Below are 23729 nucleotides of genomic sequence, written 5' to 3'. Positions count from 1 at the left end.
GGCTGGCAACTTCACGCTTTTTTGACTTTGGTTGAACTAGCTTTCCCACTTCCTTTTTTGTCAGTTGCCCACTCTATGTCACCTTTCAAAGGCCAGACCGGTCTGAAACGTATTCTCAATGCCTCCGGTTATTCGCTGGACGGCCTGCGCGCAGCCTTCACCGGCGAAGCTGCCTTTCGGCAACTGGTATTGCTCAACGTCATCCTGATTCCCTTGTCGTTCTTCCTGAATGTCAGCCGGGTCGAACAGGCGTTGTTGATCGCGGTATGCCTGTTGGCGTTGATCGTCGAGTTGCTCAATTCGGCCGTGGAAGCGGCCATCGACCGTATTTCCCTTGAGCGGCACCCGCTGTCCAAGAATGCCAAGGACATGGGCAGTGCCGCCCAGTTCGTGGCATTGAGCATGATTGCCCTGGTGTGGGCGGTCATCCTGCTCTAAGCGATCGTGGGCAGCACGATCTCGTCGCTGCGCTGAACCCCGGCGGTGAAGGCGCGGCACAGATCGAGGAATTCGCGCATCGCCGAGGTCTGATATTTCTGTTTATGCCAGATGAAATAAAACTGTCGCGCCAGATCCAGATCCGGCGTCTCGACAGGCACCAGGCTGCCGCGGCGGAATGCGTCGCGCAAAGCCAGCCGGGAAATGCAGCCAATCCCCAAGCCTGACTCCACCGCGCGCTTGATCGCTTCGGTGTGCTCAAGCTCCAGACGGATATTCAAGGAAGAACGGTGATGACGCATGGCTTGATCGAAGGTCAGCCGTGTGCCGGAGCCCTGTTCGCGCAAGATCCACGCTTCGTGGCTCAACTCGTCCATGGTGGCCGTGCCGCGCTTGGCCAGCGGATGCTGAGGGGCGCAAAACACCACCAGTTCGTCCTCGACCCAGCTTTGCACTTCGATGTCCGGGTGACTGCAGTCGCCTTCGATCAGACCCAGGTCAATTTCATAGTGGGCCACCTGTTGCACAATGTTGGCAGTGTTCTGCACGTGCAGCTTCACCTGGCTTTCCGGATGGCGCTGCATGAAGCTGCCGATCAGCAGGGTGGCCAGGTAATTGCCGATGGTCAGGGTCGCGCCCACGGCCAGCGAGCCGAAACCGGATTTGCCGTTGAGCAGGTCTTCGATTTCCTTGGCCTGGTCCAGCAGGGCGACCGCTTGCGGCAATAGTTGTTTACCGAGGGCGTTCAGGCTCAGCCGTTTGCCGGCGCGGTCGAACAGTTGGCAGCTGCACTGACGCTCCAGTTCGGTGATCGAGGTGCTCGCCGCTGATTGCGAGAGGTTGAGCAGGCCCGCAGCACGGGACACGCTTTCCTGCTGGGCGACGGCGACGAATACTTGAAGTTGACGGAGAGTAAATCGCATATCGATATAACCGATAACCCTTATCTTAATAATCCATTTAACAGATATTGTCTCTGCCTTTAGAATGCGATGCAATTGCGCAGAGCTGGCTTTCTTGCAGAGCACACCGAACACGCGCAGACCAATCTCCAGGAGTCCCACGTACATGAGCAACATGAACCACGAGCGTGTCCTCAGTGTTCACCACTGGAACGACACTCTGTTCAGCTTCAAGTGCACCCGTGATCCGGGCCTGCGCTTCGAGAACGGTCAGTTCGTGATGATCGGCCTGCAACAGCCCAACGGCCGCCCGCTTATGCGCGCTTACTCGATTGCCAGCCCGAACTGGGAAGAGCATCTCGAGTTCTTCAGCATCAAGGTGCCTGATGGTCCGCTGACTTCGCAGTTGCAGCATCTGAAGGAAGGCGACGAGATCATCATAAGCAAGAAGCCTACCGGCACGCTGGTGCTGGATGACTTGAAGCCTGGCAAACATTTGTACCTGCTCAGCACCGGTACCGGTCTGGCGCCGTTCATGAGCGTTATCCAGGACCCGGAAACCTACGAGCGTTTCGAAAAAGTGATCCTGTGCCACGGCGTGCGTTACGTCAACGAAGTCGCTTACCGCGAGTTCATCACCGAGCACCTGCCGCAGAACGAATTCTTCGGCGAAGCCCTGCGTGACAAGTTGATCTACTACCCGACCGTGACCCGCGAGCCGTTCGAGAACGAAGGTCGCCTGACCGACCTGATGCGCAGTGGCAAGCTGTTCAGCGATATTGGTCTGCCTCCGATCAACCCGCAGGACGACCGCGCCATGCTGTGCGGCAGCCCGAGCATGCTCGACGAGACCAGCGAAGTGCTGAACAGCTTCGGCCTGAAGGTTTCGCCGCGGATGCGCGAGCCGGGTGATTACCTGATCGAGCGTGCGTTCGTCGAGAAGTGACCGCAGGTCACGTGTAGGAGCGAGCCTGCTCGCGATGGAGGTCAACGATAACGCGGGAAGCTTGATACCCAGCGGCGTCCTCAGGTTTTTCGCGAGCAGGCTCGCTCCTACAGTAGATTTGCAGCGCATCTGAAAAGCCCGCATGACTTGGGAAGGTCATGCGGGCTTATTCGTTTCCGGCGTTCAGCCCTTTGCAGGAATGACTTCCAGCACGCGGATCAGCTCCGGTGTCGGGTAATGCCAACGCACATCCAGATCCCAGAACTGCGCTCCGTATTCCCGCTCGGGTGCAGGTGTTTGATAGGCCGGGCGTGGATCCTGCGCCAGGCATTGCTCGATCAACTCAACCAAAGGCTCATCAAGGCGCCGGGCATGCTCGTGAGCCTGCAGCAGCGCTGAGTCCGTCCACTGCACGGGAATCAGCTGCGGCGCAGCGCTGGCGATGCTGTTGGCGGCTGTATCGATGATGTCGGCGTAGGGCACGTAGGGCTTGATATCGAGAATCGGCGTGCCATCCAGCAGATCGATGCCCGAGATCCACAGGCGGTTGGCTTCGACCCTGTCCAGTTTCACCACTGATTGCCCGATGCCATTGGGGCGGTGGGTGGCGCGGGTGGCGAACACGCCCATGGATTTGTTACCGCCGAGGCGAGGAGGGCGGACCTTCAGGCGAGGCTTTTCCTCCAGGGCCTGGTGGAACAGGAACAGCAGCCACACGTGGCTGACTTGCTCCAAGCCCTGCACCGCGTCCCCTTGATCGAACGGTGCCACCAGTTCCAGCACCCCACGGGCGGCGGGGGCCAGTTGTGGCTGGCGCGGAATGGCGAACTTCTCCTTGAAGCAGGAGCGCACGAAGCCGATGGGGGAAACGCTGTAGGTCATGGTTTGCGGTCGAGGCGGGAAGAGGGTGGGCATGATAACCCGATCAACCATTGCTTAGGCGGTGCCTGTCATTCCGTCATCGCGGGCAAGCCACGCTCCCACAGGTTTTATATTGGGCACAAATTTTGTTTGCGCTCCAGAACCCTGTGGGAGCGGGCTTGCTCGCGAAGACCGCGCCGCCGATTTCAGAGACTGAACCCGCCATCCAGCGGAATGATATTCCCGGTCATATAGGCTCCGGCAGTGCTCGCCAGACTGATCGCCAGCGCCGCCATCTCTTCCTCGCGGCCCCAACGCTTCATTGGAATCAGCGCCGTATCCTCAGCCAGTGCCTGTTCATCATCGCCAATGTGCCGGGTCATTTTGCTCGGAAAGCGACCCGGGGCGATCACATTGACGTTGATGTGCTGGCTCACCAGTTCGCGCGCCAGAATCCTCGACAGTTGATGCAGTGCCGCCTTGCTCGGCCCGTAGGCATACGCCTGTTCGCCGAAGGATGAAATCCCGGCCACCGAACCAATGTTGATGATCCGCGCGGGATTCTGCGCTGAACCGGCCTTGCGCAGCAGGGGCAGGAATTGCTGGATACAGTTGAATACCGATGTCACGTTGAGCTGCATGACTTTTTCCCAGCCCTTGATCGGGTAGCTCTCCAGTGGTGCACCCCAGGTGGTGCCGGCATTGTTCACCAGGATGTCCAGATGGGAAATCTGCTCGCCCAGGCGTGTGGCCAGTTGCAGGACGCCCTCTTCGGTGGCGAGGTTGGCCACCATGGCGTGGCAGTGTCCAAGCGCTCCGAGTTCGTCGGCGGTTTGCCGGCAGGCTTCGGCGTCGCGGGCGCAGACGTACACGGTGGCGCCCGCCTCGACGTAGGCCTTGGCGATCATCTTGCCGATACCACGGGTGCCGCCGGTCACCAGGGCGGTGCGGCCTTGCAGGGAAAAGTAGGGATGCATGGCGAATCCTGAAAACTGAGGTCTTTACACCCTAGTCGTCAGCCGTTCGAAACGGAGCCACTATTTTTGCGCGGAATGGGGGGTTATTCGGCCCTGTAGGAGCTGGCTTGCCAGCGATGGTCGCTAACGTTGACGCGTATCAACTGGATCAACGCGGCGTTGTTGAGTCCTTCGCTGGCAAGCCAGCTCCTACAGGGGTAGCAATCAGCCTGGAGGTTTACTGCGGGCGTACGCGCAGGGTCAGGCCCTTGAGGAAATTGCGCAGCAACTGGTCGCCGCACGGGCGATAGTTGGTGTGGCCGAATTTGCGGAACAGCGCGCTCAGCTCAGGCTTGGACACCGGGAACTCGGCAGCCTTGAGGATCGCGTGCATGTCGTCCTCTTTCAGCTCGAACGCCACCCGCAGTTTTTTCAGGATGATGTTGTTGGTCACCGGCACTTCGATCGGCTGCGGCGGACGGCTTTCGTCCTTGCCGCGCTTGAAGATCACCAGGCCATCGAGGAAATGCGCCATGACTTCGTCGGGGCAGCGTACAAAGCCTTCCTCGTCTTCCTCTTTCTTGTCGAGATAGGTCACCAGGTCTGCCAGGGTCACGTCCAGGCCACCGAGCTTGATGATCTCGATGACTTTCTTGTCGCTGATGTCGAGCATGTAGCGCACGCTGCGCAGTACGTCGTTATGAATCATGTGTGCAGTCCTGATAATTCAGCTATGGGTGCTGCCGAAAACAGCAGCACCGAAAAGTGTGGCGGTGCGCAAAGCCTTAGAACTTCTCTTTGCCGGACAAGTAGCGCCATTGCCCCACGGGCACTTTGCCGATGGACACGCCGCCGATGCGGATGCGGCGGATGGCGACGACCTTCAGGCCGACGGCCTGGCACAGCAGGGCGATGATGCCCGGTTGCGGGTTCTTCATGGCAAAGCGCAGGCGGTTTTCGTTCTGCCAACTGGCCTTGACCGCCGGCAACTCCTTGCCCTTGTAGGTCAGGCCATGGTTCAGGCGGTTGAGGCCGTGAGCCACCATCTCGCCTTCAACCTCGACCACATACTCTTGCTCGATCTTGCTGGAGTCAGCGGTGAGCTTGCGCAGGATTTTCCAGTCCTGGGTGAACACCAGCAGACCGCTGGCGTTGGCCTGCAGGTCGGTGCTGGCGGTCAGGCGCAGGAAGTGCCCGCGCAACGGACGCTTACCGTAGCGGTGTTCTTCGCTCAGGGTCTCGGCGCCGAGGGTGGCCATGGCGGTGTCTGCGTCCATGCCGGCCGGCACGTTGAGCAGCAAGGTCACCGGTTCCGGCGCGGAGGCCTTGGCTTCTGGATCAAGCTCGACTTTCTGGGTGTCGACCTTGAATTGCGGCTCGTCGATGACCACGCCGTCGACGGTGACCCAGCCGCCCTCGATGAACAGCTCAGCCTCCCGACGGGAACAGCCGACGAGTTCGATGAGACGTTTGGAGAGACGAATCGGGTCAGTCATGTCAGGGCCGTAACAAAAAGGGGGTGGGCATTGTACCTGCCTGGCGCCGGTTAATCCCGGTTCCATTTGCACCGTGTGGCTTTTACTGTAGGAGCTGGCTTGCCAGCGATGGATTCAAGTGCGCCGCTTTTTTCCTGAGACGGCGCGTTATCGTTAGCCACCATCGCTGGCAAGCCAGCTCCTACAGTTGTCGGTGTTGTGTCAGCCATGTCGGGAGTGTTGCTGGTTTTGACGCATACGCATGTGCAACAACGGATACGGCTGCCCCATGCCATCGACTTCCGAGCGACCGATGACCTCGAAACCCTGCTTGAAGTAAAAACCGAGGGCTTGCGGGTTCTGTTCGTTGACGTCCAGTTCATCGGCGTTCAGGTGTTCCAGGGCATAGCGCAACAATTTCTTGCCCAGGCCCTGGCCGCGATGGTCGGGGTCGATGAAGAGCATTTCGATCTTGCCTGCCGCGACGCCGGCGAATCCGGTGATGCGCTGGCTCGAATCCTTGGTGCAGATCAGCATCACCGAGTCGAGGTAGCGGGTCAGCACCAGGTTTTTCAGCAGTTCGATGTAGCTGTCGGGCAGGAAGTCGTGGGTGGCGCGCACCGAGGCCTCCCAGACCCGGGTCAATTCTTCGTAGTCGCCGAGTTTCGGCGTGTGGATGACCGAATGCTGACGCATGCCCGTCTGCCTCTTATGCAGTGGTTGATAGGAATCCTTCCATGTGCAAACGATAGCCGTAAAAAAGCCCCGCATCTCGTCAAGAGAGCGGGGCTTTTTGTATTTTTTGCGTTTAGATCTGTTCAGCCCACAGGTCGTATTCGTCGGCGTCGGTCACTTTGCACCAGACCTTGTCGCCTGGCTTGAGGTTGCTGCCGTTGTCGATGAATACGTTGCCGTCGATTTCCGGGGCGTCGAAGAAGCAGCGGCCCACGGCGCCTTGCTCGTCGACTTCATCGACCAGCACTTCGATCTCGCGGCCGATGCGCATTTGCAGGCGCGCCGAGCTGATGGCCTGCTGGTGCGCCATGAAGCGCTCCCAACGGTCCTGCTTGACGTCGTCCGGGACGACTTCCAGATCCAGGTCATTGGCCGGTGCGCCTTCGACCGGCGAGTACTGGAAGCAGCCGACACGGTCGAGCTGGGCTTCGGTCAGCCAGTTCAGCAGGTACTGGAAGTCCTCTTCGGTTTCGCCCGGGAAGCCGACGATGAAGGTCGAACGGATGATCAGGTCCGGGCAGATTTCGCGCCAGTTCTTGATGCGTGCCAGGGTCTTGTCTTCGAAGGCGGGGCGCTTCATCGACTTCAACACCTTCGGGCTGGCGTGCTGGAACGGGATGTCCAGGTACGGCAGGATCTTGCCGGCGGCCATCAGCGGGATCAGCTCGTCAACGTGCGGGTACGGGTAAACGTAGTGCAGGCGAACCCAGACGCCGAGGGTGCTGAGGGCTTCGCAGAGTTCGGTCATGCGGGTTTTCACCGGCGCACCGTTCCAGAAACCGGTGCGGTATTTCACGTCGACGCCGTAGGCGCTGGTGTCCTGGGAGATCACCAACAGCTCCTTGACGCCGGACTTGACCAGGCGCTGGGCCTCGTCGAGCACGTCGCCCACCGGACGGCTGACCAGTTTGCCGCGCATCGACGGGATGATGCAGAAGCTGCAGCTGTGGTTGCAGCCTTCGGAGATCTTCAGGTAGGCGTAGTGGCGCGGAGTCAACTTGATGCCTTGTGGCGGCACCAGGTCGATCAGCGGGTTGTGGTCCTGGCGTGGCGGCACGACTTCGTGCACGGCGTTGACCACTTGCTCGTACTGCTGCGGACCGGTCACGGCCAGCACGCTCGGGTGTACGTCGCGAATGTTGCCTTCTTCGACGCCCATGCAGCCGGTCACGATGACCTTGCCGTTTTCCTTGATGGCTTCGCCGATCACTTCCAGGGACTCGGCCTTGGCCGAATCGATGAAGCCGCAGGTGTTGACCACCACGACATCGGCGTCCTGGTAAGTGGAGACAACGTCATAGCCTTCCATGCGCAGCTGGGTAAGGATGCGCTCGGAGTCGACCAGTGCTTTGGGGCAGCCCAAGGAAACGAAGCCAACCTTTGGATTGGCCGACGCAGGAGTGGTGGACATGTCTAACCTCGGTATTTTGTGACGCCTCGTGCCGAGTGCGGCAAGACGACGGACGGGCGCTTATTTGGCGCCTCTGGTCAAAAAGTGCGCAATTCTAGCGATGGTAAGCCCACTTGACCAGCTTTATGCAGGGAAATACGACGAGTGCTGCGCTATGCTTCGCGCCGTTACGCTTTACTGGTTTTTTACAGTCAACAAAACGTCTGTAACCTGATGTAAAACAGCGCATGCTGCACGACAAAGCATAGTGCTTCTTTCAAAGAAGCCCGGGTCTGAGAAGTAGGAGTGGTGGATGGGTCAGGCAAGTAGTCAGGCTGCCGGTGCCGAGCATTCGGCGGTGAAGCCGATCGGTATGCTGGTCGCGGCAGTCGGGGTGGTTTATGGCGATATCGGCACCAGTCCGTTGTACACCCTCAAGGAAGTGTTTTCCGGAGGCTATGGCGTGCCGGTCAACCATGACGGGGTGCTGGGGATTCTGGCACTCATTTTCTGGTCGCTGATCTGGGTCGTGTCGATCAAGTACATGATGTTCGTACTGCGCGCTGACAACCAGGGCGAAGGCGGGATCATGGCCCTGACCGCACTGGCCCGGCGGGCGGCGGCGGGCCACGCGAAGTTGCGCACGTTGTTGGTGGTTTGCGGGCTGATCGGTGCGGCGCTGTTCTATGGCGACAGCATGATTACCCCGGCGATTTCCGTACTGTCGGCGATTGAAGGCCTGGGGCTGGCCTTCGAAGGCATCGACCATTGGGTAGTGCCATTGTCGCTGGTGGTGCTGGTCGCGCTGTTTCTGATCCAGCGTCACGGCACGGCGCGCATCGGCATTCTGTTCGGGCCGATCATGGTCACCTGGTTCCTTGTGCTGGGTGCACTGGGCGTCTATGGCATCAGCCAGCATCCGGAAGTCCTGGAAGCGATGAACCCGGTGTGGGGCGTACGTTTCTTCATGGACCATCCGGGCATGGGCGTGACGATTCTCGGCGCCGTGGTGCTCGCACTGACCGGTGCCGAAGCGTTGTACGCGGACATGGGCCACTTCGGTCGCAAGCCGATCGCTCGTGCCTGGTTCATCCTCGTGCTGCCGGCGCTGGTGCTGAACTACTTCGGCCAGGGCGCGCTCCTGCTGGGTGATCCGGAAGCTGCCCGTAACCCGTTCTACCTGCTGGCACCGAGCTGGGCATTGATCCCGCTGGTCGGCCTGTCGACCCTGGCCACGGTGATTGCCTCGCAAGCGGTGATTTCCGGTGCGTTCTCCCTGACCCGTCAGGCGATCCAGCTCGGTTACATTCCGCGCATGCATATCCAGCACACTTCCAGTGCCGAACAGGGCCAGATCTACATCGGCGCGGTGAACTGGGCGTTGATGGTCGGCGTGGTGCTGTTGGTGATTGGTTTCGAATCCTCCGGCGCCCTGGCCTCGGCCTACGGTGTAGCCGTGACCGGGACCATGCTGATGACCAGTATCCTGGTGTCCGCGGTGATCCTGTTGCTATGGAAGTGGCCGCCGGTGCTTGTGGTGCCGATCCTGTTGGGCTTCCTCTTGGTAGACGGTGTGTACTTCGCCGCCAACGTGCCGAAAATCGTTCAGGGCGGTGCATTTCCGGTGATCGCCGGTTTCGCGCTGTTTGTGCTGATGACCACCTGGAAACGCGGCAAGCAGTTGCTGGTCGAGCGCATCGATGAGGGTGGTTTGCCGCTGCCTATCTTTATCAGCAGCATCGCGGTACAACCGCCCCATCGCGTTCAGGGGACTGCCGTGTTCCTCACGGCGCGGCCAGATGCCGTGCCCCACGCGCTATTGCACAACCTGCTGCATAATCAGGTGCTGCACGAGCAAGTGGTGCTGCTGACGGTGGTGTACGAAGACATCCCGCGGGTGCCGCCGACGCGGCGCTTCGAGGTGGATTCCTACGGCGAAGGTTTCTTCCGGGTGATCCTGCACTTCGGCTTCACCGACGAGCCGGACGTACCGAAGGCGCTGAAGCTGTGTCACCTCGATGAACTGGACTTCAACCCGATGCGCACGACGTACTTCCTCAGCCGCGAAACGGTCATCGCTTCCAAACTCGAAGGCATGTCTCGTTGGCGCGAGGCGCTGTTTGCCTTCATGTTGCAGAACGCCAATGGCAATTTGCGCTTCTTCAATCTGCCGCTGAACCGGGTGATTGAGTTGGGTACTCAGGTCGAGATGTAAGCCTCATCAAAAAGCCCCCGTTGCCATTGCGGTAGCGGGGGCTTTTTTGTGGGCGATTGCGAAACTGGAAGGCTATGAAGATCCAGTGTGGGAGCGGGCTTGCTCGCGAAAAGGTATGTCAGATACATCTATGTCACCTGACACGCCCCCTTCGCGAGCAAGCCCGCTCCCACAGGGGATCTGTGGTATTCCAGAATGAGAAAGCCCCCGGAACTGTAAGTAGCGGGGGCTTTTTTGTGGGCGATTGCGAAACTGGAAGGCTATGCAGATCCAGTGTGGGCTTGCTCGCGAAAGCGGTGGGGCAGATACATCTACGTCGCCTGACACGCCCCCTTCGCGAGCAAGCCCGCTCCCGCAGGATCTGTGGTATTCCAGAATGAGAAAGCCCCCGGAACCGTAAGGCAGCGGGGGCTTTTTGCAGGCTGTCAGATCACTCTGCAGCCGCCGTTTCCTTCGGCTGGCGCTTCTCGATCACCTCCACCAGGCGCTTGGCCAGCGCCGGGTAGTTCTCGTCGAAGTGGTGGCCGCCAGGCAGTTTGATGGCTTCGCCCACCGCCGTCTTGTCGGTGCAGCCACTCTCGTCGGTTTCTTCTTCGCCGTAGATGCACACCACTTTGGCGGCTGGCAGCTTGGCCATTTCCGGGCCGGTGGCGGCTTCCTTGCCGGCGTTGCCGAGCCAGCCTTCGACTTCGATCTCGAAGCTGCCGGTGCGGGCGAAGGCCAGCAGGATGATCGCGTCGACGCGTTGCTGTTCCGATTCGGCCAGGCGGTTATAGATCGCCGGCAGAACGTCGGCACCGAACGAGTAACCGGTCAGGATGAAGCGCTTGGTGCCCCATTTCTGCCGGTAGTGCTGCATCAGTTCGGCCAGGTCCAGCGCGCTTTGCTCAGGGCTCTTGTGCTGCCAGTAGTAGCGCAGGGTATCGATGCCGACCACCGGGTAGCCGATCTTGGCCATCTCGCCCGCCACGTCGCGGTCGAGGTCGCGCCAGCCGCCGTCACCGGACAGGAACAGGGTCACGGTGTCCCTGGCCTGACCGGCGGGCACTTCGACCACCGGAATCTGCAGGCCGCCAGCCGCTTTGTCGCCGCCGACGAGGATCTTGCGCAGTTCGTTGTTCAGCACTTGCGGCAGGTTGATGTCGTAGTCGCTGATGCTGGTTTCGGCGTTCGGTTGATCGCGCACGAAACCGGCACTGGTGTCATCCGGGTTGTCGTTCCAAGCGACCAGCCAGTGACCATGGGCAGCGCTTTTGGGCAACAGGTGAGTACAGCCACCCTTTTCCAGGGCCAGGTCGACCGAAACGGCCTGGGCCTTGTCATTCTTCTGCTCGGACAACCAGCGCCAGGCCAGCACGGCACCCGGGCCGATGCCGCTGACCAGGGTCGCCGGGCCTTTGAGTTCTCTCAGGCCCGATTGCAGGGCGCGGCTTTGCAGCAGGCAGTCCTTGGGCAGGATCACCTGGACAATCTGCGCCGAACCACTGCGGCTCAGGGTCATCAATTGCTTGTCGCTGAGTTTCTGGTCTTCGTTGACCGCCACCAGCACCTGGGCGCGTGGCGTGGTGCCGGGGATGACACGGGTCATCGCCGCACCGTCGGCCGGGGTCAGGGATTCGAGGGTCGGTTCCGGCGCCGGACGTTTCAGGTACCAGAAACCGCCACCGAGAATCAGGGCCACTATCACCAGTGTGCCCAATACATACCGCAAGGAGCGTTGAATCATCAGCGTTTCACCAATCCGGTCAAGCCGCCCGCGATCAGGGCAGCAGTGTCGGCCAGCGCAACCAGCGGATCGAGTCCGGCGGGCACGGCCATATAACGGGGTTCCCAATCAGGCTGGAACTTGTCTTTGAAGCGGCGCAAGCCTTGGAAGTTGTACAGCTGCTCACCACGGCGGAATACCATCGAGCCCAGGCGCTGGGTCAATGGCGCGCCGCGACGGGGTTGCAACCCCGACAATGGCACCATGCCCAGGCTGAAACGCGCGTATCCATGGTTTTTATAATGTTGAATCAGGCCGACCATCATGAATTCCATGGTCAGCTTCGGGGCGTCCGGGTGCGCGCGCATCAGGTCGAGGCTGGCCAGGTCGTGGCCGTAGGTCTCGAGCAAGTTGGCGAACGCGACCGGGCGTCCTTCGAAACGAATCACTGCGATGCGGAAATACTTCAGGTAGTCGTCGCTGAAGCGGCCCAGCGAAAAACCTTTCTCGCGGACGTTCTTGCCGGTCAGCCAGGCATCGGAAATCACCTTGAGGTCATCCATTGGCGCCTGGCCCGGTTCGAAGATTTCCAGCGACAGGCCATCGCGGGTGCCACGGTTCCAGGTGTAGCGCAGGTCTTTCATCTCTTTGCCCTTGGCTTCGAGATCAAAACGCTTGAGATCGACCCGGGCTTCTTCGCCGAGCTTGATCGCGGTCAGGCCGATGTCCATGTAGTACGGCAGGTTCTCTGCGCGTACCTGATAGAACACGGGGCGGGCGTGGTGGATGTCGCACAGGTCGCGGAACTGCCAGATCATTTCCGCCCGTTGCTGGCCCGGGCCGATCGGATCATACAGCGCCACCAGGCTGCGGCCGCGACGGGCGTACATCAGGAACGCCTCGTCGTTGGGGTGGAACAGCAGCGCCTTGTCACCGGTCAGGGCCAGGCCGCCATCGGGTTGCGCGGAGGCCATGAGGATCTTGCTGGCGCGCTCCAGCTCCTCGGGGGTCGGCAGGTGAATGACCGGGCGCGCGGTGCGCAGCAACCAGGTCAGCGACACCACTACCAGCAGCACGGCAGCCCCGAGCAGCGAACGCAGGCCGCGAGGGGCATCGGCGTCCAGAGTGAATTGCCACCAGAGTTGATGGCTGTACGGAACGTCCTGATAGGCGAACAGCAGCAACCAGATCGACGCCCCGAGCACGCACAGGCTGGACACCAGGTACAGCGGCGAGAACGGTACTTCGGTCAGGCGGCTGGGGCGGTAGAACGAGCGACGGAATACCCCGAGCAGGCTCGCCGTCAGCACCATCAGGCTGGCTTCTTCCCAGTCGAACCCCTTGAGCAGTGAGAGCAGGGCGCCGACCAGCAACAGGATGGTGGTCAGCATCCACGCGGCCGACAACCGGCGGCGCAGGCCCTGGGCCAGCAACAGGCAAAGCACGCCGACCAGGCTGGCGCCAAAGTGCGAAGCATCGACCAGACGATGGGGGATCAGAAAACCGATGTGTTCCAGGCGGGTGTCGATTTCCGGGGTGGCGCCGGAGAACAACAGGACAACACCGGACAGAAACACCAGCACCGCCAGTATCGGCGCCGCCAGGCCCGAGGCTGCGCGCAATGTCTGGCGTGTCTGGAACAGGCGCTGACCTTCGTTGACCAGCAACAGCAGGCAGGCCACCAGCAACGGCAGGACCACGTAGATCAAGCGATAGAGCAGCAGGGCGGCCGCCAGCGGCGCAGCACCCAGGGTGTCGGAAAAGGCCGCCAGCAAGATCGCCTCGAACACCCCGACACCGCCCGGCACATGACTGAGCACGCCAGCGGCCAGTGCCAGCAGGTAAACCAGAAGAAACGCACCGAAGGGCGGCGTTTCCGGCAGCAGCAGATAGAGCACCGTTGCGGCGGCGGCAACGTCCAGGGCGGTGATGATCAATTGCAGGAACGTCAGGCGAGTCCCGGGTAGGCGCAGGGTGCGGCGCCCGATCCTGACCAGCAGGTTGTCCGGGTAAGGCTGTTCCGGCAGTCGGCGACGGTAGATACCGATGGCCAGCACCGAAAACAGCACGAGCACGGCGCTCGCCACTACGCCAAGCAATGTTTCGGAGAGTCCCAGGGCGGTGGCGGCGGCAGGCAGGTCGCTGAGCGTCGCCAGGGCGGCCAGCGGCGGCAGGGCGCAACCCAGCGAGAGGCTGGCGAACAGCGTCATGCGGGCGACTTCGGCCGCTCCCAGGCCATGACGGGCATAGAGGCGATAGCGCACCGAGCCGCCCGACAACATTGAAAGGCCGATGGCGTTGCCGATGGCAAAGGCCGTGAAACCGCCCAGTGCCAGCGTGCGTGGCGCCAGGCTCACCCCGGCATAGCGGCTGGCCGACCATTCGTAGCCGAGCAGAATGATGAAGCCCACCACGGTTGCACCCAGCGCGCCCAACAAGGCAGGTTTCGGAACTTCGAGGATCGAGTCGTGCAGCGCGTAAAGGTCGAGCTCGCTCAGCAGGTGGCGACAGGCAATCAGCGCGATCGCGAACAACAGCAGGGTGACCGCCAGGCCAATGGGTTGACGGTATTTGCTCAATCGATCAAGCAGGCGCAAACGCTCAGCCTTGATCGGTTGTGTCGCTGTGACAGTGTCTTGTGAATCAGACGAGTTGGCGCGCATCAATCACCTCTTGGATTGTGCGCGACAGGATGGGGGTATCCAGCCAAGTTACCAATCCCTGTAGAAAAAAATAATCACAAATATTAACGCCTATCACCGGGCGGCGGAGACGGCGCGACATCAGTCGTGAGGGCTTCAGCCTGCGATAGAGCATAGTCTGAACCCGGCGCATGGATGGCCCCAAACGGCTTGCTGCACAGTGACAGATCATTGTTGCGAAAGGACTTTTTCAACAGATACAAAAAAGGCCACTCTTTCGAGTAGCCTTTTTTGATGTTTGGTTGCGGGAGCCGGATTTGAACCGACGACCTTCGGGTTATGAGCCCGACGAGCTACCAGACTGCTCCATCCCGCGTCTGTGTGGCGGCATTCTATAGAGAATCGTCAGGGTGTCAACCGTTAATCCAGAACCAGGTCAAATAAACGTTAAGGCGCGGCAAACGGTCGCAGCCTTTGCCTAAGTTTCGGAATCAGAACGATTTCTGCTGATAGCTCGGGCCAGTAGGGATGGTGGGTTTCGGTGCCGGCGCTACAAAACAGGCACACACAAAAAAGGCCACTCTTTCGAGTAGCCTTTTTTGATGTTTGGTTGCGGGAGCCGGATTTGAACCGACGACCTTCGGGTTATGAGCCCGACGAGCTACCAGACTGCTCCATCCCGCGTCTGTGTGTCGGCATTCTATAGAGATACGCGGGGGTGTCAACCTTCAATTCAGATAAAACCTGTTCATCTTCAATCGGTTAGCTTGCCGATGAGCGGATTGGTCAGCCTGTGAGGCAGACGGGGCAAGGCCTGCAGCTCTATCGGGAATGTTTTTCTGATTGAAAAAATAAATTTACCAACGACATTTCCCACGCCTCGAAAAGAACATTCAGACTACTGGTGCTATATACAGGTGTCAGTGAGATACTGGATGTCCGTCACACCAACACGCCTTTTCCTTGCCATGAACTCTGCGTTGCCATGACTCAGCGAAAGATCATCCACGTCGATTGCGACTGCTTCTACGCCGCCATTGAGATGCGTGACGACCCACGTCTGGCCGGCAAGCCATTGGCGGTGGGCGGGTCGGCGGACCGACGCGGGGTGATCGCCACCTGCAATTATGAGGCGCGGGCTTACGGGGTGCGTTCGGCGATGTCCTCGGGGCATGCCTTGAAGCTGTGCCCGGACCTGACCATCGTCAAGCCACGTATGGATGCCTATCGAGAAGCATCCAGGGAAATCCACACGATCTTTCGCGATTACACCGAGATCATCGAGCCGCTCTCGCTCGATGAGGCCTACCTCGATGTGTCGGACAGCGCGCATTTCGCTGGCAGTGCAACGCGAATTGCCCAGGACATCCGACGCCGGGTCTCCAATCAGTTGCACATCACCGTGTCGGCGGGCGTGGCGCCGAACAAGTTTCTGGCCAAGATCGCCAGTGACTGGAAAAAGCCCAACGGGCTGTTCGTCATCACTCCGGACCAGGTCGAGGACTTTGTCAGTGGTTTGCCGGTGAGCAAGCTGCACGGGGTCGGCAAAGTCACTGCCGACAAGCTTGGCAAGCTGGGTATCACTGATTGTCTGCAATTGCGCGAGTGGGACAAGTTGGCGCTGGTGCGTGAGTTCGGCAGCTTTGGCGAACGACTCTGGAGCCTGGCCCGTGGGATTGATGAGCGTGTGGTGCACAACGACAGTCGTCGTCAGTCAATCAGTGTCGAAAATACCTACGACATAGACCTACCGGACCTGAAGAGTTGCCTGGATAAGTTGCCCGAGCTGCTGGAGACCCTCGCCGGTCGCATGGCGCGAATCGACAGCAGTTATCGTCCGGGCAAGCCATTCGTCAAAGTGAAATTTCACGACTTCACGCAGACGACATTGGAGCAGGCCGGAGCAGGGCGGGATCTGGGAAGTTATCAGTTGATGCTGACCCAGGCCTTCAATCGTGGCGGTAAACCGGTGCGGTTGTTGGGCGTGGGCGTGCGGCTGGAGGACTTGCGGGGCGGGTTCGAGCAGATGGAGTTGTTTGAGAGGTAGTGGAAGATTGAGGTTGGGCGGTGAATGTCTGGCCGCCTTCGCGAGCAAGCCCGCTCCCACATCGGATTAATGTGGGAGCGGGCTTGCTCGCGAAGCTTTTTGGCTTTAATTGAGTCCCGGATTCGCCACCAGTCGCTCGCCATTGCGGGCCAGCGACTTCAGGAACTCGGTCTGCAATTCCGGATCGTTGCGCGTCAGCTCGATCAGGCTCTGTTCCAGCTCACTGGCTTCTTCTTCAAGACCCAACTCCGACAGGCGTTTGACCCGGTGGACCCACTGGCTGACTTCGTCGCCTTCGAGATCGTCATAAATCAGCCCGTGGGCCTCATAGAGCTTGCTGCGCAAAGTGCTGCTGACGGCCAGGGTGGAATCGGTGTGCACGTTGTCCTGGGCAGCCTCAACACGAATCAGCAGGCGGCTCAGATGATTGATGTCATGTTCGGCGAACGGGTTATCCAACAGATTCAGGCGCAACACGCCGTTTTTGTCGGTGGTCAGTTCGAAGGTTTCCTTGCCGGCCTTGACCTCGACCGGGCGCTCGCTCCAGGGCAGGCTTGAGTACTCCGTGCGTTTGTCGCGCTGGACTTCATCAATACCGGCCAGGTTCTGCTGCGCGCGGCCATGGGACTGCACGTTCATGAACGGGTTGAGCCCGGCGAAACCGTAGCTCAGCCAGTCCTTGGTCACGCTGTCCGGCAGATTGCCGAGGGCGAACACATTGACCACGTTGGCACCGACACCCGCCACCACGGCCACCGCGCCCAGCGGGATTTCGTAGATCTCCCGCCAGGGCTGGTACGGCGTATAGCGGTCATAGTGACGCGTGACTTCGTACTCGGTGACTTCGAAAGTCTTCTGCTCGTGGATTTTCACCCGCCGTTGCGGCAGCTCAAGCACCTTGGGCTCACCGACATCGATCTGCAGGCTGTGATCGAGCAGTTTGCGCTCGACCCGTTCCTCGTGCTCGCTGCGTTGCGACATGTGGTTGGCACAGCCGCTGACCAGCAGGGTGCCGCACAGGGCGGCACCACCGAGGCCTAAGGTGTTTCGCTTGAACATGACGTCTCTATATCTGCTATCAGCGGCGGATGCGGGCCTGAAGGAAGGACAGCACGTCGGCGACCGGCAGCGCTTGTGCGTCGGCCTCGGTACGGCTCTTGTATTCCAGGTTGCCTTCGGCCAGACCGCGGTCGCTGACCACGATCCGGTGTGGAATGCCGATCAGTTCCATGTCCGCGAACTTGATGCCCGGGCTGGTTTTCTTGTCACGGTCGTCCAGCAGCACTTCGAAGCCGGCAGCGGTCAGTTCCGCGTACAGCTTGTCGGTGGCTTCGCGAACCTGCTCGGTTTCGTAGCGCAGCGGCACCAGGGCAATCTGGAACGGCGCCAGGGTGTCGCTCCAGATGATCCCGTTTTCGTCGTTGTTCTGCTCGATGGCCGCCGCCACCACGCGGGACACGCCAATGCCGTAGCAGCCCATTTCCAGGGTGACCGGCTTGCCGTTCTCGCCCAGTACTTCGCACTTCATCGCTTTGCTGTACTTGTTGCCCAGCTGGAAGATGTGCCCGACTTCGATGCCGCGCTTGATTTCCAGGGTGCCTTTGCCGTCCGGGCTCGGGTCACCGGCCACGACATTGCGCAGGTCGGCAACGGTCGGAACAGGCAGGTCGCGCTCCCAGTTCACGCCGAAGTAGTGTTTGTCGTCGATGTTGGCACCGATGCCGAAGTCGCTCATGAGTTCGACCGAGCGGTCGATGATGATCGGCAGCGGCAGGTTCAGCGGGCCGAGGGAACCGGCACCGGCGCCAATGGCTTCGCGCAGTTCGCTTTCCGAGGCCATGACCAGGGGGCTGGCCACGCCTGGCTGGTTGGCGGCCTTGATTTCGTTCAGCTCATGGTCGCCACGGATGATCAGGGCGATCAGCTTGCCTTTCTCCTCGGCGTGCACCACGAGGGTCTTGATGGTTTTCTCGATCGGCAGGTTGAAGCCTTCGACCAGTTGCGCAATGGTCTTGGCGTTCGGCGTGTCGACCAGGCGCAGTTCTTCGGTCGCAGCGGCGCGCGAGGTTTCCCGTGGCACGGCTTCGGCTTTCTCTATGTTCGCGGCGTAGTCGGAGCCGTTGCTGAACACGATGTCGTCTTCACCGGACTCGGCCAGCACGTGGAACTCGTGGGAGCCGGCACCGCCGATGGAGCCGTTGTCGGCTTCAACAGGGCGGAACTTCAGGCCCAGACGGGTGAACACGTTGCAGTAGGCCTGGTGCATGCGGTCGTAGGTGATCTGCAGCGAAGCCTGGTCAGCGTGGAACGAGTAGGCGTCCTTCATGATGAATTCGCGGCCGCGCATCAAGCCGAAGCGTGGGCGGATTTCGTCACGGAATTTGGTCTGGATCTGGTACAGGTTGATCGGCAGCTGCTTGTAGCTGCTCAACTCGTTGCGCATCAGATCGGTGATCACTTCTTCGTGGGTCGGGCCGGCGCAGAAGTCGCGGCCGTGGCGATCCTTGAAGCGCAGCAATTCAGGGCCGTACTCTTCCCAGCGCCCGGATTCCTGCCACAGCTCGGCCGGTTGCGTGCTCGGCATCAACACTTCGAGAGAGCCGGCGGCGTTCATTTCTTCACGAACGACGGCTTCGACCTTGCGCATTACCCGCAAGCCCATCGGCAGCCAGGTGTACAGGCCAGAGGCAAGCTTGCGGATCATGCCGGCGCGCAGCATCAGCTGGTGGCTGATCACGACCGCGTCGGAAGGCGTTTCTTTTTGTGTGGCGAGCAAAAATTGACTGGTGCGCATGGTTGGCCGTTATCGATTGCTGATGACGAGAAATGACGGAGCATTGTACGGGCGAGATCCGCTGGCGTACAGGCGTGCGGTCGGTGGTGTGGCAGGAGGGCGCGATTGACTCGGCCCTCCGCGATGCTTCCTGCGTAAAAAAACCTACGATTCTTCGGTGACTGGGGTCTGCAGCGGTTCCGGGGTGGGTGTCGGACCTGCGCGGCGGCTCTCCTGGAACCAGTGCAGGGCGATCAGCAGCAGGGTCGGGACGCCCAGCAGGGCGGTAATCAGGAAGAAATCGTGATAACCGAACTTCTCCACCATGACCCCTGAGTAGCCGCCGATCAGGCGTGGCAGCAACAGCATGATCGAGCTGAGCAGGGCGTACTGGGTGGCGGAGAACTTGAGGTTGGTCAGGCTCGACAGGTAGGCCACGAAGGCCGAGGTGGCCAGGCCTGAACTGAAGTTGTCCAGGGAGATGGTCAGTACCAGCATGTTCAGGTTGGGGCCCATGTCGGCGAGCATCAGGAACAGGATGTTGGTCGCCGCGGATGCGATGCCGCCGATGAACAGGATTGGCAGGATGCCGAAACGCACGATCAGCAGGCCGCCCATGCCGGCGCCGACCAGGGTCATGATCAGGCCGAAGATTTTGCTCACGCTGGCGATCTGGTCCTTGGTGAAGCCCTGATCGATGTAGAACACGTTGGCCATCACGCCCATGACCGTATCGGACATCCGATAGGTGGCGATCAGGCCGAGCAACAGCAGCGCTTGCCAGCGGTATCGCAGGATGAAGTCGTTGACCGGCGTCAGCACTGGCGCCAGGCCGCGACGGCCCATGGCCGAGAGGCACAGGGCGGTCAGCGTGATGTAGAGGATGGCTCGCAGGAATGCGCGGTCTTCGAGCAGCAGGTCGAGCAGGCTCACGCCTTCGAACAGTACGCTGGCGAAGTCGGTGTTGTAGAGCTGGGTGAACATGGCCGGCACGGACACCAGCAAGATGATCAGCACGAACACCGAGGCCAGTTGATGCATGAAGCTGTAGCGCCCGGCCTGCAGTTGCGTGCGCAACGGAACGGGTGGTTCACGCATGAACAGGGACGTCAGCAGTGCCGGGACCATCAGCGCGCCGAACAGGATGTAAGTGCCGGCCCAGGCCGAATGTTTGTAGTTGAAGCCGGTGGAGCCAAAGCCTTCGGCGAAGTACAGCGCGCCTGCGGTAGCCAGCAGCGCAGCGACCCGGTAACCGGACATGTAGCTGGCGGCCAGGGCGGCCTGGCGATTGTCTTCGGCGATTTCCAGGCGGTAGGCGTCCACTGCAATGTCTTGCGTCGCTGATGCGAAAGCGACGACCACGGCAATGGCGATCAGCCAGGACAAATGCTTTTGCGGGTCGCAGAAACCCATCCCGATCAGGCCCAGGACGACCAGTGCCTGGGACAATACGAGCCAGGATCGTCGTCGGCCGAGTTTGCCGAGCAATGGCAGTCGCCATTGGTCGAGCAAGGGCGACCAGACCCATTTGAAGGCATAGGCCAGGCCGATCAGGCTTGCATAGCCAATGGTTTCACGAGCCACGCCGGCTTCACGGAGCCAGACCGAAAGAGTCGAAAACACCAGCATGTAGGGCAGGCCGGCGGCGAAGCCAAGCAGCAACAGCACGAGTGTCGAGGGGCTGGCATAAGCGGCGAGCGCGGCGCGCCAGGTTTTACGGGGCATGGGCTGGAGTCTGCCTCAAGAAATACGGAAACAAAGCGCGCACTCTAACCGCTGTGCTCTACCGGACGCCAGCCATGGCGCTGAATATCAACACGATTATTCAGGACACTGATGCCCTCCATGCGTAATCGTGCGCGCTGCTCATCGCCTGAAGGGCTGCCCACCGGCAGGCTGATACGCCCGTTTGCGCCCAGAACGCGATGCCAGGGCAGCTTGCTGTCGCTCGGCAATTGGCTGAGTGTGCGGCCCACCCAGCGAGCGGCGCGACCCAATCCTGCAAGTTCGGCCAACTGGCCGTAGCTGACGACTTTGCCCTCGGGAACTTGCGCCAGAGTCAGATACAGCGCCGTGCGTCGGATTTGCGCTGCGCTCTCGGGTTCATCGGTTGGATCGGTCACGTCCGTCAGTCCTGAAGAAGTCTGCTTTACCGTCTGTAGAGTAATTCCTGCACGGGCGCTTGAGAAATGAACTCAACAGAAATAGTCGGGTCACTCCTTGTCAGGGCCTTATTCCTACGGATAATGCCGATTTTTTTCGCAATCCCGAGCCTGTATTTTGCTTATGTTTTGCAGATCCCTGCTATGTCTCGCTGTCCTTGGCGCCTCCACTCCCTTGCTAGCCGATACCGTGTGGTTGAAGAACGGTGACAAGCTCAGTGGCAAGATCACGCTGTTCGATGGCGGCAAGCTGCTGATCCAGACCGAGTATGCCGGTGCGGTGACGATCGACTGGAAGCAGGTCAAGACCCTCGACAGCGATCAGGAGTTGCTGGTCAAGCAGGATGCCTACACGGGCGAGAAAGCCAAGTCGCTGAAAGCGGCAGGCGCCGGCAAGGTCACGCTGGCCAACGGCGAGGCACCGAAGACGGTCGAACTGGCGAGCATTCAGCAGATTCTCAAGCCAAAACCGGTGGTCGAGGATCTGGTGTGGAAAGGCAATGTCGATGTCGCGCTGGATTATCAGCGGGCGGAAAACGACACCGATGACTACGACATCGATTTCAAGACCACTGCGCGCCACGGGCGCTGGCGGCATACCGCCGAAGGCGAATACAACCGCGAGTTCCAGGACGGCGTGGTGACCACGGACAACTGGCGGGCCGAGTACTCCATCGACCGGTTCCTGACCGAGCAATGGTTCTGGCAGGGGCGCCTGGTGTACAAGCGCGACAAGGTCGAAGACCTTTCCCGTCAGCGCACCGTTGGTACGGGCCCCGGCTATCAGTTCTGGGATAACGAACTCGGGGCGTTCTCCCTGGGTTCGCTGGTCAACCGTACGGACTATGAGTTCGCCGATGGCAGCAAGGAAAATTTCTACGCCCTGGCCATGACGTGGGACTACAACCGCTACCTGGTCGGCAAGCGTGTCGAGTTCTTCACCAATGGTGAGGTCGGCAAGCCGCTGTCGGGTGTGGCCGACTACGCGCTCGATGCAGAGATGGGGTTGCGCTACAAGGTGACTGACTGGGCGTCGCTTAACCTGAAGGCGGAGCGGGACATCATCAGCGGCACCGACGATGCGGATCTGGACAAGACACGCTACACCGCAGGGTTTGGCGTGACCTGGTAAGACGCTGAAAGATCGCAGCCTGCGGCAGCTCTGTAGGAGCTGCCGCAGGCTGCGATCTTTTTTACCTGTGAAAAACACACAGGCACAAAAAAGCCCCGCTGTTGAGGGCGGGGCTTTTTACTAAAGCAAGTACAAGTTAGATAACTTGTACTTCTTCAGCTTGCATGCCTTTCTGACCGCGGGTAGCGATGAAAGAAACCTGTTGGCCTTCTTTCAGGCTTTTGAAGCCGTCGGACTGGATAGCTTTGAAGTGAACGAACAGGTCGTCACCGGATTGTGGGGTGATGAAGCCGAAGCCTTTTTCATCGTTGAACCACTTAACGGTACCGGTTTGGCGATTAGACATGGTGTAACTCCTTGAACAAAGATAACTGCGACTCAGGAAGAACCCTGGCCGAGACTGAGTGCAAAGAGCAGGAAAAATTCTTGTAGATGGTTGGATCGAAATTCAACATATCGTGTAGAGATTCTCAGTGACACAAGCAGCACAGTGACGCCACCTTAACCCTTTTTCCGGGACGTGCCAATGCTTCTTGCGAAGGTTTCTCTGTTTTAAGGATCGGCGGTGTGACGGTTCGTCGCCAACGCGCGTAATTCCTGCCTGTTCGGCGAGAATTGCACCCCGGACTTTGAACCCGGCGGCGCGCCCGGTAAGATGCCGGACAGAATTTTTCGACCTCGCAATTCAGGACACCCGCCATGAGCATCAAATCGGACAAGTGGATTCGCCGCATGGCGCAGGAACACGGCATGATCGAGCCTTTCGTCGAGCGCCAGATGCGCGGCAGCGACGATAGTCGTGTGATCTCCTACGGCGTGTCGAGCTACGGCTACGACGTGCGTTGCACCAATCATTTCAAGGTGTTCACCAACATCAATTCGGCCATCGTCGACCCGAAAAACTTCGATGCCGGCAGCTTCGTCGACATCCACAGCGACGTGTGCATCATTCCGCCGAACTCCTTCGCCCTGGCCAGCACCGTCGAATACTTCCGCATTCCGCGCAATGTATTGACCATTTGCCTGGGTAAAAGCACTTACGCGCGCTGCGGCATCATCGTCAACGTCACGCCGCTCGAGCCTGAGTGGGAAGGTCACGTGACCCTGGAGTTCTCCAACACCACCAATCTGCCGGCGAAAATCTACGCCAACGAAGGCGTGGCGCAGATGCTGTTCCTCGAGTCGGACGAAGAGTGTGAAGTGTCCTACAAGGACCGTGGCGGCAAGTATCAGGGCCAGCGTGGCGTGACCCTGCCGCGCACCTGAGTCAACCGTCCGACAAATGTCGGGAATTCCTGAGCGGGCGTACACTCTATGGAGTGTACTGTTCCGATCCGCGCAAGGCGGGTC

Annotated in this window: 20 protein-coding genes and 2 tRNA genes; 6 read left to right on the top strand and 16 right to left on the bottom strand. The window is 60.1% G+C overall.

What is annotated here, in order from left to right; genetic code table 11:
- Positions 1-75: 75 nt before the first annotated feature.
- On the top strand, positions 76-438 hold the full coding sequence (locus AB7M25_RS23970) for a diacylglycerol kinase (RefSeq protein WP_015093791.1): 363 nt from the start codon (positions 76-78) through the stop codon (positions 436-438).
- Here AB7M25_RS23970 and AB7M25_RS23965 read toward each other — a convergent pair.
- Entirely contained in the window at positions 435-1361 is a 927-nt protein-coding gene (locus AB7M25_RS23965) for a LysR family transcriptional regulator (protein ID WP_033047456.1), read from the bottom strand. The two genes, AB7M25_RS23970 and AB7M25_RS23965, sit on opposite strands and share 4 nt — an antisense overlap.
- A 145-nt stretch (positions 1362-1506) precedes the next feature.
- On the opposite strand from AB7M25_RS23965, the gene fpr reads away from it, so the two are divergent.
- Positions 1507-2286: a ferredoxin-NADP reductase gene (fpr, locus tag AB7M25_RS23960; protein WP_003443014.1), complete on the top strand. Its 780-nt coding sequence runs from the start codon at positions 1507-1509 to the stop codon at positions 2284-2286.
- Positions 2287-2469: 183 nt separating this feature from the next.
- Here the strand turns inward: fpr and tsaA are convergent, their stop codons facing one another.
- The 6 genes from tsaA to rimO all read right to left on the bottom strand — a co-directional run bounded on the left by tsaA (position 2470) and on the right by rimO (position 7724).
- Complete coding sequence (gene tsaA / locus AB7M25_RS23955) at positions 2470-3168, bottom strand: tRNA (N6-threonylcarbamoyladenosine(37)-N6)-methyltransferase TrmO (protein ID WP_258684446.1); 699 nt, start codon at positions 3166-3168, stop codon at positions 2470-2472.
- A 185-nt stretch (positions 3169-3353) separates the two neighbouring features.
- The gene (locus AB7M25_RS23950) at positions 3354-4124 is read right to left on the bottom strand and encodes an SDR family oxidoreductase (protein WP_258684448.1); all 771 of its coding nucleotides are present in this window, start codon (positions 4122-4124) and stop codon (positions 3354-3356) included.
- A 217-nt stretch (positions 4125-4341) separates the two neighbouring features.
- Positions 4342-4812 carry a YehS family protein gene (locus AB7M25_RS23945; RefSeq protein ID WP_007971161.1) on the bottom strand — a complete coding sequence of 157 codons (471 nt, stop codon included), beginning with the start codon at positions 4810-4812 and terminating at the stop codon, positions 4342-4344.
- A 76-nt stretch (positions 4813-4888) separates the two neighbouring features.
- Complete coding sequence (locus tag AB7M25_RS23940; protein ID WP_429516931.1) at positions 4889-5599, bottom strand: rRNA pseudouridine synthase; 711 nt, start codon at positions 5597-5599, stop codon at positions 4889-4891.
- A gap of 201 nt (positions 5600-5800) precedes the next feature.
- The gene (locus tag AB7M25_RS23935; RefSeq protein WP_104450656.1) at positions 5801-6274 is read right to left on the bottom strand and encodes a GNAT family N-acetyltransferase; all 474 of its coding nucleotides are present in this window, start codon (positions 6272-6274) and stop codon (positions 5801-5803) included.
- A gap of 112 nt (positions 6275-6386) precedes the next feature.
- Entirely contained in the window at positions 6387-7724 is a 1338-nt protein-coding gene (gene rimO, locus AB7M25_RS23930) for a 30S ribosomal protein S12 methylthiotransferase RimO (RefSeq protein WP_007971167.1), read from the bottom strand.
- A gap of 292 nt (positions 7725-8016) precedes the next feature.
- On the opposite strand from rimO, the gene AB7M25_RS23925 reads away from it, so the two are divergent.
- Positions 8017-9918 carry a potassium transporter Kup gene (locus tag AB7M25_RS23925; protein WP_429387306.1) on the top strand — a complete coding sequence of 634 codons (1902 nt, stop codon included), beginning with the start codon at positions 8017-8019 and terminating at the stop codon, positions 9916-9918.
- Between the two features lie 430 nt (positions 9919-10348).
- On the opposite strand, the gene AB7M25_RS23920 is transcribed toward AB7M25_RS23925, so the two are convergent.
- The 4 genes from AB7M25_RS23920 to AB7M25_RS23905 form a co-directional block, all read right to left on the bottom strand.
- The gene (locus AB7M25_RS23920) at positions 10349-11644 is read right to left on the bottom strand and encodes a virulence factor family protein (protein WP_429387303.1); all 1296 of its coding nucleotides are present in this window, start codon (positions 11642-11644) and stop codon (positions 10349-10351) included.
- Positions 11644-14286, bottom strand: a complete 2643-nt coding sequence (mprF, locus tag AB7M25_RS23915) for a bifunctional lysylphosphatidylglycerol flippase/synthetase MprF (RefSeq protein WP_104450653.1) — start codon at positions 14284-14286, stop codon at positions 11644-11646. Before mprF ends, AB7M25_RS23920 begins: the two co-directional genes overlap by 1 nt.
- A 278-nt stretch (positions 14287-14564) precedes the next feature.
- A tRNA-Met gene (locus AB7M25_RS23910) sits at positions 14565-14641 on the bottom strand.
- A 231-nt stretch (positions 14642-14872) separates the two neighbouring features.
- Positions 14873-14949 (bottom strand) — tRNA-Met (locus AB7M25_RS23905).
- Between the two features lie 301 nt (positions 14950-15250).
- Between AB7M25_RS23905 and dinB the strand changes: the two genes are divergently transcribed.
- Positions 15251-16312 (top strand): DNA polymerase IV, encoded by a 1062-nt coding sequence (gene dinB / locus AB7M25_RS23900; protein ID WP_429387300.1) that lies wholly within the window; start codon positions 15251-15253, stop codon positions 16310-16312.
- Positions 16313-16417: 105 nt separating this feature from the next.
- Here dinB and AB7M25_RS23895 read toward each other — a convergent pair whose 3' ends face one another.
- The 4 genes from AB7M25_RS23895 to AB7M25_RS23880 form a co-directional block, all read right to left on the bottom strand.
- Entirely contained in the window at positions 16418-17371 is a 954-nt protein-coding gene (locus tag AB7M25_RS23895; protein WP_429387297.1) for a hypothetical protein, read from the bottom strand.
- A gap of 19 nt (positions 17372-17390) precedes the next feature.
- Positions 17391-19106 carry a proline--tRNA ligase gene (locus tag AB7M25_RS23890; RefSeq protein WP_429387295.1) on the bottom strand — a complete coding sequence of 572 codons (1716 nt, stop codon included), beginning with the start codon at positions 19104-19106 and terminating at the stop codon, positions 17391-17393.
- 144 nt (positions 19107-19250) lie between these two features.
- Positions 19251-20810: an AmpG family muropeptide MFS transporter gene (locus tag AB7M25_RS23885; RefSeq protein ID WP_429387293.1), complete on the bottom strand. Its 1560-nt coding sequence runs from the start codon at positions 20808-20810 to the stop codon at positions 19251-19253.
- A gap of 44 nt (positions 20811-20854) precedes the next feature.
- Positions 20855-21208 (bottom strand): MGMT family protein, encoded by a 354-nt coding sequence (locus AB7M25_RS23880; RefSeq protein ID WP_007971652.1) that lies wholly within the window; start codon positions 21206-21208, stop codon positions 20855-20857.
- Between the two features lie 163 nt (positions 21209-21371).
- Between AB7M25_RS23880 and AB7M25_RS23875 the strand changes: the two genes are divergently transcribed.
- Positions 21372-22379 carry a DUF481 domain-containing protein gene (locus tag AB7M25_RS23875; protein ID WP_429387290.1) on the top strand — a complete coding sequence of 336 codons (1008 nt, stop codon included), beginning with the start codon at positions 21372-21374 and terminating at the stop codon, positions 22377-22379.
- 136 nt (positions 22380-22515) lie between these two features.
- Here AB7M25_RS23875 and AB7M25_RS23870 read toward each other — a convergent pair whose 3' ends face one another.
- Positions 22516-22725, bottom strand: a complete 210-nt coding sequence (locus AB7M25_RS23870; protein ID WP_002554837.1) for a cold-shock protein — start codon at positions 22723-22725, stop codon at positions 22516-22518.
- Positions 22726-23078: 353 nt separating this feature from the next.
- Between AB7M25_RS23870 and dcd the strand changes: the two genes are divergently transcribed.
- Positions 23079-23645, top strand: a complete 567-nt coding sequence (gene dcd / locus AB7M25_RS23865; protein ID WP_007940589.1) for a dCTP deaminase — start codon at positions 23079-23081, stop codon at positions 23643-23645.
- Positions 23646-23729 lie beyond the last annotated feature (84 nt).

The organism is Pseudomonas sp. AP3_22 TE3818 (assembly GCF_053628995.1).
Note: the sequence above shows the minus strand (reverse complement) of the source record. Positions and strands in the feature narration are given on the sequence as shown.